The organism is Thalassospira sp. MCCC 1A01428 (genome assembly GCF_002115825.1).
In the GTDB taxonomy this organism is placed as follows: domain Bacteria; phylum Pseudomonadota; class Alphaproteobacteria; order Rhodospirillales; family Thalassospiraceae; genus Thalassospira.
Window position 1 is genome coordinate 1 of record NZ_JFJZ01000010.1, and the last position, 15724, is coordinate 15724.

Genomic DNA, 15724 nt, shown 5'->3' on the forward strand with positions numbered 1-15724 from the left:
ACCATCAGGGTAAGGCCAAGGATCAACAACCGCCAGAAAGCGGTCGTCATATCGTCCGCCCGGATCAAACGGATCAATAGGGCATCAGGGCTTAAAATGGTGATACCCAGCAACGCCAGCCACCCGCCATGCACCCTGTCGACCCAGTTGTTCGAAACCGTCATTATCCGTTTCCCCATTTCATATGGCCTAATTTTTATGCCGTATCGGGCTTTCTGCACGGGAAAATAACAAATTACAAATGAGCAATTTAGAACAATAGCGAATTTGGCCTAAAACCGGGCATAATTGCACACAAAGAAAAGGTTTTGTTCGCGCCTTAACCCCGATAGATTACGCCAACAAATCCAGACTGCCCCATAAACAAAGGAAACTGTCATGTCAGGAAAAATCGACGCCCGCCTTAGCGAACTTGGCATTACCTTGCCGCAGGCGAATGCACCGGTGGCAAATTATTTGCCCTATGTTCGTTCAGGTAACCTTGTGAACATTTCCGGCCAGATCACCATGGAAAATGGCGAGCTGAAATTCATCGGCAAACTGGGCAAGGAATACGACGTTGAAGAGGGCCAGAAAGCCGCCCGTTTATGCGCGCTAAATCTGATTGCGCAGGTACGTGCAGCAGTCGGCGACCTTGATAAAGTAACCCGCGTTGTCAAATTGAACGCCTTTGTCAATTCCGCGCCCGAATTCACCGACCAGCCAAAAGTCGTTAACGGCGCATCGGACACCATGGTCGAAATTTTCGGTGATGTCGGCAAACATGCCCGCTCCGCCGTCGGGGTGGCATCGCTACCTTTGGGTGTCGCCGTTGAAATTGATGGCGTTTTTGAAGTCGCCGACTAAACATTCCGGCGCCATCAACACCTTACCTATATCAAAACCGGGCCAATGCGCCCGGTTTTGTCTTGTTCTACCATCTCAGCTTTCCGGCATCGGGCAATTTTGAATAAAAAGTCATAGGCCAAAATCATCAAACCAGATGCCCTTTATGCATCCTGATGTGAAAATCCTATTGTCAATCGCTTCTCACAATCAGGGCTGCGGCCCATCCTTGCCAAACAAATGATTACGCATATGGTCAGCCAGCGCGCGTACCGCAGGTTTTGCCCCATCTGGCATCCAATACATATTAATGGCGAAGGCGGGCAGTGATGGCAATTCGGGATCATCGTTCATAATTTCCAGATCATCGGGCACTGTTGCTGCCAACCAGACGGTTACCGCCATGTCGGTTCGCACGGTAACAGCAGTTGCTTCGATATTTCCGCTTTCAAATACCGTTCTCCAGGCCACTTTGCGGCTTTCCAGCGCATTAAAAACTGCCGGACGAAACGCACAGGACTGGCTGACCATGGATACAGGCAAAGGGCGTTTGGCACGTGCGGTGCCGCCCTTGGCACCCACCCAAACCAGGCGTTCAATACGCAAACATTCCCCACTGCCCTGCCCAACGGGTTCCTCGATCAGGGCAACATCAATGTCGCCTGCCGCAAGTCCGGCTTTCAAATCTGGCGATGCGGCACAAACCAGCGACAATTCAACCTGCGAAAACGCGGCATTATAACTTTTTAAAACAGGCGAAATTCCCTTGCCCACCAAATCAAAAGGCACACCCAGGCGCACTTGTCCGCGCTGCACATCCCCGGTCATTTCAGTCCAGATTTCATCGTTCAGGGCTAAAATTTGCCGGGCGCGACCAAAAAGACGTTCTCCCGCGCCAGTCAATCGCAAACCACGCCGGTCACGTTCAAACAGGGACGCCCCCAGAACATCCTCCAGCCGTCTCACCTGCTGGCTTACTGCACCCTGGGTTAGATGCAATGTGGATGCTGCCGCTGTCATGCTGGCCTTCTCGGCCACCGTAATAAATGTGCGAATTAATGCCGTATCAAGATTTCCTGCCATAAGTAGCATTATGCATTGTAATGCCAACCATTACAAACATTGCCTTTCATAATTCAAAGCGGCGGTATTTGATGGGCCGACATTACTTTGTCAGCTTATCAACGGAATAAAATACCATGACACTGGACGCATTGGGGCCATTAGCCCTGTTCACATTAATTGCAACCATTTCGCCTGGCGGGGCGACCACACTGGCAACGGCATCGGGCCTGCAATTTGGTGTGGCACGTTCCATTCCCATGATTTTCGGCATTGCTGTAGGGATGGCAACCCTGGCCGCCGCCGCAGCAGCAGGGTTGGCAAGCCTGGTTCTGGCAAGCCCGATATTACATATGTTGCTGAAAATTGCCGGAACAGCTTATTTGTTATGGCTGGCATTTGTTATCGCAGGTAGCGGTCGCCCCCAACAAAAGGCAGACCTTGGCAAACCTGTAAGTTTCCTGGGCGGGATGGGTCTTTTGTGGCTAAACCCGAAAGGCTGGGCCATGACAATGGGGGCTGCTGCGTCCTTTTCCAGCCTGATCACAAACCCGGTCAGTCTGGCGTCCCTATTGGGGCTTGGCTTTGGTGTTTCAGCGATATTTTCCTTATCGCTATGGTGTAGTACCGGTGCAGTTCTGGCGCGATTATTAAAATCGGATATCCAATGGAGAATCCTGAATATCGCGCTGGGAATATTGCTGGCAGCGTCGGTCGTTCCAATATGGGTTCTATAAACCGCAGGTCATGACATTAATGTTTTCCAACAGCATTTAACCCCACAACACCGCCGATAATCATTAACAGAAACACGCCCTTGATGGCGGTAACCGGTTCTTTGAAAAACACCATGCCGATCACCGCGATGGCGGCCATCCCCAAACCTGACCAGATGGCATAAGCCGTGCTGACCGGTATGGTACGAAGTGTTATGGAAAGCACCCAGAAGCTGATCGCGTATAAGCCAAGCGTCAATGTGGTAAAACGCCAGTCGCGAAACCCGTCGGAAAATTTAAGGCTGACCGTGCCCGCAACTTCAAGGCTGATCGCGCAAATCAAATACAGCCACGCACCCATTTTTTTGTTCCCGTCACCAATGCCAAAATCGCCGCGAGCATGCAGAAAATCAACACGTGGCGCAACCACCGGGTTTGCATGACTGGTTTTCGGCCACCTCGCCACGATCCAGCACTTTGCCCAACCGCCAAAGCGTTCTATATATCAGGAGAATAAAAGATTTCCGGCAACACGGGTGGACAGATAATGCAAGAAACCGAAATCCTGATCGCTGGTGGCGGCATCGCCGGGTTAAGTGCAGCAGCACGCCTTGCAGCCGATGGCCACCAGATTGTCATTGTTGACCCAGCCCCGAAAGATACCCCCGACACAGCCACAACCGACCTGCGCACCACGGCATTTTTAAAACCGGGTATCGACACCCTGACCTATGCCGGTGTTTGGGATGACATGCAGCAAAGCGGTGCGCAATTACGCGTCATGCGCATCGTTGATGCGGGTGGGGCCGAACGTACCCCCCGCGAAACCGCCGATTTTGATGGTGCAGAAACCAGCGATGGCTATTTTGGCTGGAACATCACCAACATTGCCGCCAAAGCCGCCCTTTTACGTAAAATCGCCACCCTTGATAATGTGCGTTTAATGAATGGCTGCAAGGTAACCGGCTATCGCGCGCCCACACCGGCTGGCCCCGGCCCGGCGATTATAACCCTGTCGAATGGGCAAAAATTTGCTGCGTCGCTTGTTCTGGCAGCTGACGGGCGCAATTCAACCCTGCGCGATCTGGCTGGCATCCGTTTTAACCGGTGGTCTTATGAACAGGATGCGCTGGTATTTGCCGTTTCCCACGATACCCCACACGATAATATTTCGACCGAAATTCATCGTTCGGGCGGCCCGCTTACATTGGTGCCGATGCCCGACCATAACGGCAAAGCCTGTTCATCGGTTGTCTGGATGGTGCCACATGCCCGCGCGCAAACACTGGCCGCGATGGATGATGCGGCGCTGGCCCGCGAGCTAACGACCGAAACAATCAACCTGTTTGGCCCGGTTGATATCGTAACACCGCGTGCTGTTTGGCCAATGGTGGCGCAAATTGCCCATCGGTTAACTGCGCCACGCCTGGCGTTAATTGCCGAAACCGCCCATGTGGTACCGCCCATTGGCGCACAGGGCCTTAATATGAGCCTGCATGACATCGAAACGCTGGCAAAGCAGATCGACCTTGCAAAGCTGGAAAACCGCGATATCGGTAGCGATGCCTTGCTGCACCGCTGGGAACGTCGACAGTTGCCAAAAACCGTTGGCCGGGTTGGTGGCATTGACCTGCTAAACCGTGCCGCAATGGCAGAACCAAAATTCCTGCGAGACTTGCGCTATAGCGGGCTTTGCGCGATCAACCATATCGGCCCGTTACGCCGCCTGGCAATCAAGGCCGGGATTGGCAAATAACACCCGATAATACCGCAACCCGCATAAAAGCCGACCAGATGCACATCTGTTTGCCCCGGCCCGGTTCTGTTTGTGGTTCACAAATTGTCCCTGCCCACATTCTTGTCAAATTATGGGTGTAGGTCGCAAATGTCTGACCCAAAAAACGCGAAAAAACGCCCACGACAGGAGACACCGACATGTTCAGAATCCCCGGTAAAACAGGTATCCTCGCCCTGGCATTAACATTGTTTATTGGTGTCGCAACCAGTTTCCCGGCCGCTGCGGCCAATGGCGACAATACCCTGCGCCAGGATATTGCCAAAGCCACAGCAGGCCATAAATTGACCGCCGATGAACTTGAACGCATGACAAACGTTGTCACCGAAATCAAAAACAATAAAGACGACTATGATTTGAAATCGCCGAAACCCAAATCACTTGATGAAATGGTTGCAAACCTGAATAACCAGCCAAAAATCAAGGCCCTATTAGCCAAAAACGGCTTTAACGCGCGTGAGTATCTGATTGCCAGCATGACATTGGCCCACAGTGCTGTTGCCGTCCGGGTTGGCCCCGATAAAATCCCCAACACCAATCCTGATAACCTTGAATTTATTCGCAATCATCAGGCCGCAGTCGATACATTGATGCAAACCCGGCGTTAACCGCCCCCTAGCAGGCATGAACGCACGATACGCAACTGGCAACAAATGCCCCCATCCCGGCCCGTCAATCCAACAATATCTTTTCGGTCTCAAAGCCCCTGTTGCCATACTGCCCCGCCAAAATCCCATAAAACAGGTTGGCACCGGCAACGTGTAAAGCACAGGTTCAGGCCACAGATGACCGGTTAATCATTTCACGGGCCGGGTTACCTACCACCGTCATTCCTGCGCGAACATCACGTGTCACCACCGAACCGGCCCCGATAATGGCATTGTCGCCAATATGAACGCCGCCCATAATAATTGCACCGCCACCAACCCAGACATTTTCCCCGATAAAAACCGGCCGGGCAATTTCAAGGCCGTCCTTGCGTAAAACCGGGTCTTTATGATGTTGCGGACAATAAATTTGCACGTTAGGCCCCAGCATAGTGCCCGCCCCGATATTTATTTCCGCACTATCAAGAAATGTGCAGCCCGAATTGATAAAAACCTGGGCACCAAGATGAATGTTGCAACCATAGGCACAATGAAATGGCGCTTCAATACGGGCGTCCGGGGCCGCATAAGCCAGCAATGCCAATAAGGCCGCTGTGATATTGCCGCGATCATCGGGCGGCGTATTATTGTGGGCAAAGACAGCATGACGTGCCGCCATCCTCATGTCTGCCAATTCGTCATCCAGGCACCGATACCACTGCCCGGACACCATTTTCTCACGCTCGCTTGCCGTCAAAACGCCATTCCCCCGATTGTATTTTGCGATGACTTTGCCCCAGGATGACGCTCACCGCAAGAAATTGGCAGGGAAAAGGCCAATAAAACAAACACGGTAATCAAATATGGGTTACCGACACGGATCGTTTAAACCCGTCACAGTTGCACCGATATAGCAGGCCACTTAATTGATCGTCGTTGTGCGCATACGGGCAACACTTTGCCGTGGAGTCATGCCAAACAGGCGGGCAAATTCACGGCTAAACTGGCTACTGCTTTCATAGCCAACCTCATAGGCGGCCTCGGTCGCCGACAAGGCATTGGTCCCCATCAGGTGGCGGGCTTCACGCAGGCGCAATTCCTTTTGATATTGCAACGGCGTCATGCCGGTAAGCGATTTAAAATGCTGATGAAAGGATGAAACGCTCATCCCGGCCATCTCGGCAAGCTGGTCAATCCGCAGGCTTTCGTTAAAGGCGCTGCGAATTTTATGGATCGCCCGGGCAATGCGTCTTGTATGCCCGTCTGGCAGGCTCATGCGGCGCAAAACATCGCCTTGCGGGCCACACAACAGCCAATAATATATTTCTCGGCGAATTAACGGGTACACCACGCTGATCGCCTGGGGCCGCTCTAGCAGTTGAAAAATACGTCCGGCACAATCAAGCATCGCGTCATCGACATTTTCAATATACAGCGCGGGCTGGTCTGTTTTGCTGCTTGTATTGCCTGCGCCAACATCCTTTTCAATTTCCGCCAATAAATCGCGGATTTCAGCAAGGTCAATATCGATCGACATTGCCAGAAACGGTTCGTCGCAGGTGGCCCTGGTAACCTTGCCGATCACGGGTAAATCAACACTGACAACAAGGGACTGCATTGCCTGAAAACCGGTGGTTTTTCCGCCCACTGTCACCTGCTTTGCACCTTGCATGACCAGACATAAAACAGGCCGGTACATCATGTGTATCAGCCCTGTTGGTGCGGTTTCGCGCATGACCATAACCCCGTCAATCGCGGTTTTATGCACGCCGTTCTCCGCGCCCAGCCCCGCCAGGCAAGATGAAAGTGCTGTTTTGATTTCGTCATATTTCGGACCAAACACCATGACCGCGCTTCCCTATCAGGACAAAAAATTACAGAGGATTATTCCCGTAAAACTACCCTGACCCGCCGCATTGACAAAGCCCCTTCACCACGTTTTGGAGAATCAGGCAAAAACTTCGCATGACCGGGCATGCAGTAAAAACGCGGCAGGCGTAGCTTGCAATCAACACAAACCCGAACGGAGATTTTGCACATGACAGCGCAAACCGCATCCAAAATTGCCATTGTTACAGGCGGCAGCCGTGGCCTTGGTCGTAACACCGTTGTTAATCTGGCCCGCAAGGGAATTGATGTTGTTCTGACCTATCATTCAAACCGTGCCGAAGCTGACGCAGCCGTAGCAGAAATTGCCGAACTGGGTGGCAATGCCGTTGCCCTTCAGCTTGACAGCGGCGTCACGGAAAGTTTCGATGATTTTGTTGCCAGCCTTAAAACCGCCCTGAGCGAAAATTGGGGCCGCGGCAGTTTTGACTTCCTGGTCAACAATGCCGGTATTGGCATTAATGCGCCGATCACGGAAACCACCGAAGAACAATTTGATCGCCTGATGAATATTCACCTCAAAGGCGTGTTTTTCCTGACCCAGAAATTATTGCCCCTGATGGCCGATGGCGGACGCATCATTAACCTTTCAAGCGGCCTTGCCCGCTTTAGCGGCCCTGGTTATGCGGCCTATGGCATGATGAAAGGCGGGATCGAGGTTTTCACCCGTTATCTGGCAAAGGAATTGGGCACACGCGGCATTACGGCCAACACCGTGGCCCCTGGTGCCATCGAAACCGATTTTGGTGGTGGTGCTGTTCGTGACAATGCCAATTACAATAAAATGGTCTCAAGTGTTACCGCCCTTGGTCGTGCCGGTGTTGCCGATGACATCGGACCCATGATTGCGTCGCTGCTTTCCGATGACAATCGCTGGGTCAATGCCCAACGGATCGAAGTTTCCGGCGGGATGAACATTTAACCCGGCACACCTCACCCACTGGTCATATCCGAGGTCATCCGGTTTTAGCTGGCAACTATTGCAGCAGGGTCTTTTCACCCCTGCTGCAATTTGCGTAAACAAACAGAGGCATCTCAGCCAATCAGCTTTCCGGTCTTATCAAAAAACGGATAAGGACCATCATAATGACCGATATAACTTGTATGCGTCAAAAGCCCCTGCCCATGCATGGCATCCGACCAAAAATGCAGCAAAATAGCCGGTGGCTCCAGATTAAACGCCGCCGGGCCATTTTTGCGAAAATCACCAACAACCTGATGTGCCACGGACGGTGCCACACATAGCGGAACGCCGTGCCACAAACAATGTATGGGCCGATGGATATGACCGCAAATAATCCCCACGACTGACCTATGACGTGCCAACACTGCCGCCAGCCCCGCGGCCCCGATTTCATCCACCGGGGTGCCACCGCGGTTAGTATCGGGCAGCAACCTGAGCCCGTCCATATGGTTTATTCCACTGATGATGGGCGGATGATGCATGAAAATCAGGGTTGGCTGATCAGGGTGGCGGGCCAGTTCACGATCCAGCCACGTCAAACGTTCCGCACATAAAACGCCATGCCCGAACCCTTCATGCAGGGTATCAAGCGCAATAAGGTGCAATGGAAAATCCCGTACTGCATATTGCAAAAAACCACCTGCCTGCGCCGGTATTGCACGCGGAAAGGCACGATGCAACGCAACCCGCCTGTCATGATTGCCCGGTATCATGTACCAGGGCGATGACAATGGTGCCAATATTTCAGCTACCAGGTCATATTCCCCGGCAATGCCGATATCACCAATATCCCCGGTAAATAAAATGACATCGGGTGCCGGGTCGAGGGCCTGCACATGGGCCACCGCATTTTCAAGGGCGGTCGCGGTATCCACCTGGCCATAGGCAAGCTGGCGGTCCGCACGAATATGCAAATCCGTTATTTGGGCAATTAACATGGCCGCGCCTTTCACAAGGAAACCCCGATGCAAGGATCACAGATTACGGCGCGTGCCTTCCAGAACAATATCGAAATAACGAAACTTTTATGACGACATCGCCAAACCTAAACTTCGGGCAACATGGCATCAATATCCAGACTGGGGCGCACCCCAAGGTCGGACTGATGCGTCTTTAAAAATGCTTCGCTTGCCTTACGGCCCTCGTCACGCAGCATTTCCAGAAACGACCATTCACCGTTCATTTTCGACGATGCATCAAGATCCAGCATCACATCTCCGGTGATGCGGTGCATCCGCATTTCTGCCCAACGCGCCCCTTCCTCTTCCTCGTCACTGACCACGCGGCGCAACAGGGCAATCATGCGCAGTTCTTTTAACAACACCGAATTAAACGATACTTCGTTTAACCGGCTGGCAATATCGCGGGCGGACTTTGGCGTGCCCTGGCGTTCAACCGGGTTGATCTGCACCAGAATCGTATCTTTGGCCGCACATTCACGCACCAAAGGCGCAATTGCGGGGTTGCCCGAATATCCACCATCCCAATAAGGCTCACCGTCAATTTCAACGGCATGATACATCATCGGCAAACAGGCAGACGCCAGCAGCACATCAACATCAATGTCCTCGTTGCGAAAAATGCGCCCACACCCGGTTTGCACATTGGTTGCCGTCACAAACAGGCGAATATCGCCATGTGTCAGCCGGTCAAAATCCACCATTTCATTTAAAATATCCGACAGCGGGTTACCCCCCAGCGGGTTTAGCTGATAGGGCGAAAAAACCCGCGCTGTCATATCCATCATTTGGAAGAACGGCGAATTTTCCAACGACCAGTTGCCTAGCAAAATATCAAGCGGGCCACGTTGAAGCGGACTAAACCGCGCGGCATCAGATATTTTTCGCCAAAACTTTTCCAGGGCTGCCCGCCCGCCTTCGCGCCCGCCTTGCGCAACGCCATCGGCCATAACCGCGGCATTCATTGCCCCGGCCGATGTCCCGGAAATCGCTTCGATGTCGATCCAGTCTTCCTCAAGCAACCTGTCCAGCACCCCCCAGGTAAAGGCACCATGCGATCCGCCGCCTTGCAACGCCAAATCAATCGACAACCGGTTTTGCGCATTAAATGGCGGTTTACCACAAATTTTCGGCGTTCTCCGAACGGGTCGGGAAATGGGCTTTGGCCGGGATTTTGTTTTCCGCGACGGGGAAGATACAGAAGAATCAGGCGCCATCTTGTTCTCCAATCGGGACAGTATCAGGGCCTGTTTCCGGCCCATTATGCGCGACATCGTGCCCTGTGCGGGCGATGCTGCATTGCGAAGATAGCATCCACCTTAACTGTAGTCGTTCAAAACAAATCGCAAGGGGCAACAGAACAAAGGTTTTCAAAACGGCAAATGCCATCGTAACCGCGCGGCCAACGGCATGGTTGGTGCCCGATCAAGAACGATATCAAGAAAAATACGCGCAATTGGCGACAGGCTTCGACTTTTACGGCGAATAACACCAATTTGGCGTTCGCGTACCGGCGCCCCAAGGGGAACAAAAACAAGGTCACGGCTGGCCTCTACCCGCGCGGCCAGTTCGGGCAAAATAGTAATGCCGATGCCCGCGGCAACCATGGCACAAAGCGTTACTGTATTTGATGTTTCCACAACAGGCCGCAGCGCATGGCTACGCCGTATATCGGCTTTATCAGGGTGCCCTCCGTCCGGTTCGAATTCCAAATGCGAACGGTCCTGATGGCCGCCATCCAGCGCATCGGTGACGATGGACGCTGGCGGGGCATTGAACCCGCTGTGCCGGGCCAATATCGCCCCGGTTCCCGATTCCGGCCCCAGGCCGACAAAAGGGTAATCCACCAGTTCATGCCATAACACCTGAGTACGGCCAGCAAAAGGATGATCATGGCGACACACCACCCCCAATTGATCACTAAAAAGCGGTTCGAACTGAATGTCGGGCAAGGGCTTCCAGTCGCCAGCGATGCCAAAATCAACTTCTCCTTTGGCAACCGCGTCATGAACTTCGCCCGCATTCATTTCATCCAGCCGCAAACTGGCATCGGGGTGGGCGGCATGAAACTCGACAATGATCTGCGGTAAAATTCGCGTCAGCACCGACGGTGCGGCGGCAACAACAACCTTGCCCCCCAAACCTTTGGACTGCGCATCAAGATCATCAAGGGCCATTTCAAAGTCAGCCATCAGGCGGCGCGCCACCGGTAAAAACCGCCCCCCGCCCGTGCTAAGTGCGACCTGCCGGGTGGTTCGGTCAAACAACGACATGCCAATAATGTCTTCAAACTGGCGAATGGTTGCCGTCAAGGTGGGCGGGGTTATGCCCAACACGTTGGCGGCCTGCGTAAAGGACCCGTGTTCCGCAACAGCAATAAACCCGCGCAAATGGCGCAAACTGACCGATGACAACATTTTAAAACCAGCTTTATTATATGTAAAAATCGAATAATAATTCGGAATTTTCGATTTGTACAATCAATCATAATCCGGTTGAATAAGGTGACATTACAAAAACAACCGTCCACATTACGCCATAGCCGCCCTGCCCAACATATCCCGTCCCCGTAGACAGAGATTTCGATGATCCCGAAACTGACCCCTGATCGCAGCCTTGATGATCTGACCCTGGCATTTTTAAAAACGCTGGAACTGGAAGGCAAATTTAGCGGTGAAATCCATGCCGATTTCCCCACCCGCCTGATCCATGCGACAGATAACAGTGTTTATCAGGTCATGCCGCGTGCCGTGCTGCAACCGCGCCAGCGCGACGACATCAATGTGGTGATGGAACTGGCAGGACGCGCCGAATTTCGCCGGGTCAAACTAACCCCGCGCGGCGGCGGAACCGGCACCAATGGCCAATCACTTAATAACACCGTGATTGTCGATACATCGAAATACCTCAACAACATCATCGACTTTGATGCGCAAACCGGGTTGGTGCGGGTTGAACCCGGTGTGGTGCTGGAACAGCTAAATGCGTGGCTAAAACCACATGGTTTTTTCTTTCCGCCCAATGTGTCAACCGCCAACCGCGCCACGGTGGGCGGTATGGTCGGATCGGACAGTTCGGGTAAAGGATCGCGCATTTACGGCAAAACCAGCCATTACATCGAAAAAATGACGACAGTTCTGGTGGATGGCAGTGATTTTGTTACATCCGCCCTGGATGCCGAACAAACCGCCATTGAAGCCGCGCAAAAAACCCGCATCGGTGGCGTTTATCGCAAAATCATCGACGAAATTTTACCGCGCCGCGATCAAATCAAATCGACCTTCCCGGAAATGAACAGGGGTCTTACCGGCTATAACCTTAAAGAGGCCGTGGCCGATGACGGTGCGAGCAACCTTAGCTTCCTGATCGCCGGTGCCGAAGGCAGCCTGGGCCTGACCAAGGAAATCACCTTTCGCGTAATCCGCCTGCCCAAATACAAAGCCTTAACCGTTGTACGCTATGCCAGCTTTGACGATGCCCTGCGCCATGTTGGCCGTTTGGTGGCCTTTGATCCAATTGCGATTGAAAGCATCGATGACAAGGTAATGAAACTGGCCGAGCAAGACGAAAGCTGGCATTTGCTGGCCAAACTGCTGGGCACAGACGGTGCTACCATACCAACACGCGGGTTTAACGTGGTCGAATTTGCCACCGATGACGCCGATGAACTGGCCGACAAACAACGCCAACTGGCGCAATATTTGGCCGACAATCCGAACGAGGCCAATGCCCCCATCGGGTCGGTGGTCGCCACAGACCCGGCCCAAATGGCCGCGATCTGGTCGATCCGATCCAAGGCGGTCGGATTGCTGGGCAACCTTGAAGGCAAACGCCGCGCCACCCCCTTTGTTGAAGACACCGCCGTTCCGCCCGAAAACCTGGCTGATTTTATTGCCGAATTTCGCGCCTTGCTGGATGGCGAAGGGCTGGATTACGGCATGTTTGGCCATGTCGATGTCGGCTGCCTGCATGTGCGCCCGTTGCTCGATATGTGTGACGAGGAAGATGAAATTCGCCTGCGTCGCGTCTCGGACAGCGTGGTGGAACTGACCAAAAAATATAACGGCCTGATCTGGGGCGAACATGGCAAAGGGTTCCGCGGTGAATTTTCGCCGGTCTATTTCGGGCCGGAGCTTTATGATGTGCTGCGCCGCATCAAAAAGGAATTTGACCCCGAAGGCCAACTTAACCCCGGCAAAATCGCATCGCCCTATGGCATGGATTTGCCGATAACCCCGATTGACGAAGCCCCTATGCGCGGCCAGCTAGACCGCCAGATCGAAGCGGGGCTGAAAAACGAATACTTGAACGCGACACGCTGTAACGGCAACGGCGCCTGTTTTAACTATGACGATTTCGACGCCATGTGCCCGTCTTACAAGGTCACGCGCGACCGGGTGCATTCGCCCAAGGGCCGTGCGGGCATGGTACGCGAATGGATCCGTCAAATCAGTGTCGGCACCGATGCCGAAGCCCCCGAGCTGGCCTTTGCCAATGCGCGCGACTTTTCCCACGACGTTTATGACGCCATGAATGGATGCCTTTCGTGCAAGGCATGTGCGGGGCAATGCCCGGTCAAGGTGGATATTCCCGAAATGAAATCGCGGTTTTTGGCCGCCTATCATGCCCGCTATCCGCGCCCGTTAAAGGATTACATCATTGCCCGGTTAGAACGGCTGGCCCCGCTAACAGCATCGGCCCCGGCCCTGTTTAATATGCTGCAATCCCTGCCGCCGGTGAAATGGGCCTTTGCCCGCTTTGCCGGGTTGGAAGATTTGCCCAAAACCAGTACGCGCAAACTGGCCCCGGCCCTTCATGCCCGTGGTATTGCCCCCTTTAGCAAAAACCAGCTTGTAACCCTGAGCGATGCCGAACGGGTTAAATCTGTCTTGCTGATACAGGATTGTTTCACCACCCATTATGATGTTGAAACATTTTTGGGCCATGTCGATTTGCTGCGCAAACTGTGCTATCGGGTTTTTGTGCCGCCGTATCGCCCCAATGGCAAAGCGCAGCACGTCAAAGGCTTTTTAAAACAGTTCGACAAACAGGCCCGCGACAATGATGCAGTTTATGGCGACCTGGCGCAGTTTGGCATTCCGATGATCGGTATTGAACCCAGCGTAACGCTAACCTACCGTCAGGAATATTCCCAACGGCTGCAAAACCGGCCCGATTACCGGGTTAATCTGTTTCATGAATGGCTTGAAAGCGAAATTCGCAATGGCCGCTTAACCCCGCCGAAAATGACGACCACCATTGACCAAAACAGCGTGCCAACCCTTTTCCCCCACTGCACCGAAAAAACATCGATCCCCGATGTCAGCGTAAAATGGCAAAAAATATTCGATGCCTTTGGCATCAAACTGGCGGCCGAACGTACCGGATGTTGCGGCATGGCCGGGGTTTATGGCCACGAAACCGCCAACCACGATAATTCGCGCCGCCTTTATGAAATGAGCTGGCAGAAAAAAGCCGAAAAAACCGGCGTCGATAACATGTTGGTCACCGGTTTTTCCTGCCGCTGTCAGGTTAAACGTCAGGAAGGTGTGCGCCCGCAAAGCCCGGCGGAATATCTGGCCCGGGTTCTATAACCCCGAATACCGCGTAAGTCGCCCGCCAGTATATTCAAGGTCCGCACACTGTTGCGGGCCTTTTTTGGTTATGCCCCCCGGCAAGACACCGGAATATCAGGTTTGTTAAGGATCAAAGACGGCCATCACCCGTTAAGTTAGAATAATTGGCAAATATCACCCGCTTCTCGCTGGCAAATCGATAATACCAGTGTATTCTAATATTGTGCGGTGCGGAATGTCCTGCCAGCACATCGACAATGTGATTCTGGAGCCTGCTTTTATGAAAACCCTGCGCCCTGTTCTGATTGTGCTGGCCATTCTGATTATCGTTGCCGGTGGCGGATATTATGCCTGGTTGCAAAATCAGGATGACTTGCCCGACTATATCGCATCGGGCAATGGCCGGATTGAGGCCGAAGAAATCCACGTCGCCACCAAATATGCCGGACGGGTTTCCGAAGTGCTGGTCGATGAAGGCGACCGGGTAAATGCCGGGGATATCCTTGCCAAAATGGATACATCCGAACTGGATGCCCAACTGGCACAGGCATTGGCGCAAGAAGCCCGTGCCAAAGAGGCCGTCCCCGAAGCCAGGGCTGAAATTGTTCAACGCGAAAGCCAGTTGCGCCTGGCAAAACAACAATTGGATCGCGCGCAAAAACTGGTAAAAAATAACAATATCGCCCGCGAACAGGTGGACCAGCGCGAAGCGGACCGCGACATTGCTGTCGCCCAGCTTGAAGCTGCCCATGCCCGCCAGACCAGTGCCGAACGATCTGTCGAAGCTGCGGGCGCCGAAGTGGCGCGCATTCAGGTGCAAATTGATGATTCCGTTTTAACCGCCCCGCGTGGCGGCCGTGTGCAATACCGTCTGGCGGAACCGGGCGAAGTTCTGGCTGCGGGTGGCAAGGTTGTCACCCTGCTGGATTTAACCGACGTTTACATGACGGTGTTTTTGCCCACTTCGCAAGCGGGCCTGGCCTATGTTGGCAACGAAGCGCGGATTGTGCTGGATGCAGCACCTGATTTTGTCATTCCTGCCACGGTTTCATTTGTTGCCGACAATGCCCAGTTCACCCCGCGCGAAGTTGAAACCCGGACCGAACGCGAGAAACTGATGTTCCGGGTTAAAATCCGCATCAGTTCGGACCTGCTGGAACAAAACATTGAAAAGGTCAAAACCGGCCTGCCTGGCGAGGCCTATATCATTCTTGCATCCAACAGCGGCTGGCCGGACCGTTTAAAGGTTCACCTGCCTGCCGGGGCTGGCACCGTTGATACGACCGATCACCCGGCCAGCGGGACCAGCGACCAATGATTCCCCCCACCGGTGACACACAACCCCAGAACAAC

At 53.3% G+C, this 15724-nt stretch carries 14 protein-coding genes; 7 read left to right on the plus strand and 7 right to left on the minus strand.

All coding sequences use genetic code 11. The annotated features are described in order from the left end of the window. Positions 1–378 precede the first annotated feature (378 nt). Positions 379–846: a RidA family protein gene (locus tag THS27_RS10175; protein ID WP_085590460.1), complete on the plus strand. Its 468-nt coding sequence runs from the start codon at positions 379–381 to the stop codon at positions 844–846. 189 nt (positions 847–1035) lie between these two features. On the opposite strand, the gene THS27_RS10180 is transcribed toward THS27_RS10175, so the two are convergent. Continuing rightward, positions 1036–1908 (minus strand): LysR family transcriptional regulator, encoded by an 873-nt coding sequence (locus THS27_RS10180; protein WP_085590739.1) that lies wholly within the window; start codon positions 1906–1908, stop codon positions 1036–1038. Positions 1909–2024: 116 nt separating this feature from the next. Here THS27_RS10180 and THS27_RS10185 point away from each other — a divergent pair, with 116 nt between their 5' ends. Beyond that, the gene (locus THS27_RS10185; protein WP_085590462.1) at positions 2025–2624 is read left to right on the plus strand and encodes a LysE family translocator; all 600 of its coding nucleotides are present in this window, start codon (positions 2025–2027) and stop codon (positions 2622–2624) included. A gap of 16 nt (positions 2625–2640) precedes the next feature. Here THS27_RS10185 and THS27_RS10190 read toward each other — a convergent pair whose 3' ends face one another. Continuing rightward, on the minus strand, positions 2641–3069 hold the full coding sequence (locus tag THS27_RS10190; protein ID WP_246832920.1) for a multidrug efflux SMR transporter: 429 nt from the start codon (positions 3067–3069) through the stop codon (positions 2641–2643). Between the two features lie 81 nt (positions 3070–3150). Between THS27_RS10190 and THS27_RS10195 the strand changes: the two genes are divergently transcribed. Together THS27_RS10195 and THS27_RS10205 are read left to right on the plus strand one after the other, a co-directional pair. Further along, entirely contained in the window at positions 3151–4359 is a 1209-nt protein-coding gene (locus THS27_RS10195; protein WP_085590464.1) for an FAD-dependent monooxygenase, read from the plus strand. 179 nt (positions 4360–4538) lie between these two features. Continuing rightward, the gene (locus THS27_RS10205; RefSeq protein WP_085590468.1) at positions 4539–5006 is read left to right on the plus strand and encodes a hypothetical protein; all 468 of its coding nucleotides are present in this window, start codon (positions 4539–4541) and stop codon (positions 5004–5006) included. A 166-nt stretch (positions 5007–5172) separates the two neighbouring features. Here THS27_RS10205 and THS27_RS27650 read toward each other — a convergent pair whose 3' ends face one another. Both THS27_RS27650 and THS27_RS10215 read right to left on the minus strand, forming a co-directional pair. Then, complete coding sequence (locus THS27_RS27650; RefSeq protein WP_085590470.1) at positions 5173–5742, minus strand: sugar O-acetyltransferase; 570 nt, start codon at positions 5740–5742, stop codon at positions 5173–5175. 165 nt (positions 5743–5907) lie between these two features. Continuing rightward, entirely contained in the window at positions 5908–6831 is a 924-nt protein-coding gene (locus THS27_RS10215; protein WP_085590472.1) for an AraC family transcriptional regulator, read from the minus strand. A gap of 192 nt (positions 6832–7023) precedes the next feature. Between THS27_RS10215 and THS27_RS10220 the strand changes: the two genes are divergently transcribed. Continuing rightward, complete coding sequence (locus THS27_RS10220) at positions 7024–7794, plus strand: SDR family NAD(P)-dependent oxidoreductase (RefSeq protein ID WP_085590474.1); 771 nt, start codon at positions 7024–7026, stop codon at positions 7792–7794. Positions 7795–7907: 113 nt separating this feature from the next. On the opposite strand, the gene THS27_RS10225 is transcribed toward THS27_RS10220, so the two are convergent. The 3 genes from THS27_RS10225 to THS27_RS10240 all read right to left on the minus strand — a co-directional run bounded on the left by THS27_RS10225 (position 7908) and on the right by THS27_RS10240 (position 11212). Continuing rightward, positions 7908–8774, minus strand: a complete 867-nt coding sequence (locus THS27_RS10225; RefSeq protein WP_085590476.1) for a phosphodiesterase — start codon at positions 8772–8774, stop codon at positions 7908–7910. 107 nt (positions 8775–8881) lie between these two features. Next, positions 8882–9886, minus strand: coding sequence for a patatin-like phospholipase family protein (locus tag THS27_RS10230; protein ID WP_246832921.1), 1005 nt, complete (start codon positions 9884–9886; stop codon positions 8882–8884). A 279-nt stretch (positions 9887–10165) separates the two neighbouring features. Beyond that, a complete protein-coding gene (locus THS27_RS10240) occupies positions 10166–11212 on the minus strand; it encodes a LysR family transcriptional regulator (RefSeq protein WP_085590742.1) in 1047 nt (348 codons plus the stop codon). Between the two features lie 168 nt (positions 11213–11380). Between THS27_RS10240 and THS27_RS10245 the strand changes: the two genes are divergently transcribed. Together THS27_RS10245 and THS27_RS10250 are read left to right on the plus strand one after the other, a co-directional pair. Beyond that, the gene (locus THS27_RS10245; RefSeq protein WP_085590482.1) at positions 11381–14389 is read left to right on the plus strand and encodes an FAD-binding and (Fe-S)-binding domain-containing protein; all 3009 of its coding nucleotides are present in this window, start codon (positions 11381–11383) and stop codon (positions 14387–14389) included. Positions 14390–14651: 262 nt separating this feature from the next. Then, positions 14652–15689 carry an HlyD family secretion protein gene (locus THS27_RS10250; protein WP_085590483.1) on the plus strand — a complete coding sequence of 346 codons (1038 nt, stop codon included), beginning with the start codon at positions 14652–14654 and terminating at the stop codon, positions 15687–15689. Positions 15690–15724 lie beyond the last annotated feature (35 nt).

Coding starts and splice junctions, on each gene's coding strand:
- THS27_RS10245 (WP_085590482.1), top strand. CDS start 11,381: ATGATCCCGAAACTGACCCCTGATCGCAGCCTTGATGATCTGACCCTG.
- THS27_RS10215 (WP_085590472.1), bottom strand. CDS start 6,831: ATGGTGTTTGGTCCGAAATATGACGAAATCAAAACAGCACTTTCATCT.
- THS27_RS10175 (WP_085590460.1), top strand. CDS start 379: ATGTCAGGAAAAATCGACGCCCGCCTTAGCGAACTTGGCATTACCTTG.
- THS27_RS10195 (WP_085590464.1), top strand. CDS start 3,151: ATGCAAGAAACCGAAATCCTGATCGCTGGTGGCGGCATCGCCGGGTTA.
- THS27_RS10180 (WP_085590739.1), bottom strand. CDS start 1,908: ATGGCAGGAAATCTTGATACGGCATTAATTCGCACATTTATTACGGTG.
- THS27_RS10205 (WP_085590468.1), top strand. CDS start 4,539: ATGTTCAGAATCCCCGGTAAAACAGGTATCCTCGCCCTGGCATTAACA.
- THS27_RS10225 (WP_085590476.1), bottom strand. CDS start 8,774: ATGTTAATTGCCCAAATAACGGATTTGCATATTCGTGCGGACCGCCAG.
- THS27_RS10240 (WP_085590742.1), bottom strand. CDS start 11,212: ATGTTGTCATCGGTCAGTTTGCGCCATTTGCGCGGGTTTATTGCTGTT.
- THS27_RS10250 (WP_085590483.1), top strand. CDS start 14,652: ATGAAAACCCTGCGCCCTGTTCTGATTGTGCTGGCCATTCTGATTATC.
- THS27_RS10220 (WP_085590474.1), top strand. CDS start 7,024: ATGACAGCGCAAACCGCATCCAAAATTGCCATTGTTACAGGCGGCAGC.
- THS27_RS10185 (WP_085590462.1), top strand. CDS start 2,025: ATGACACTGGACGCATTGGGGCCATTAGCCCTGTTCACATTAATTGCA.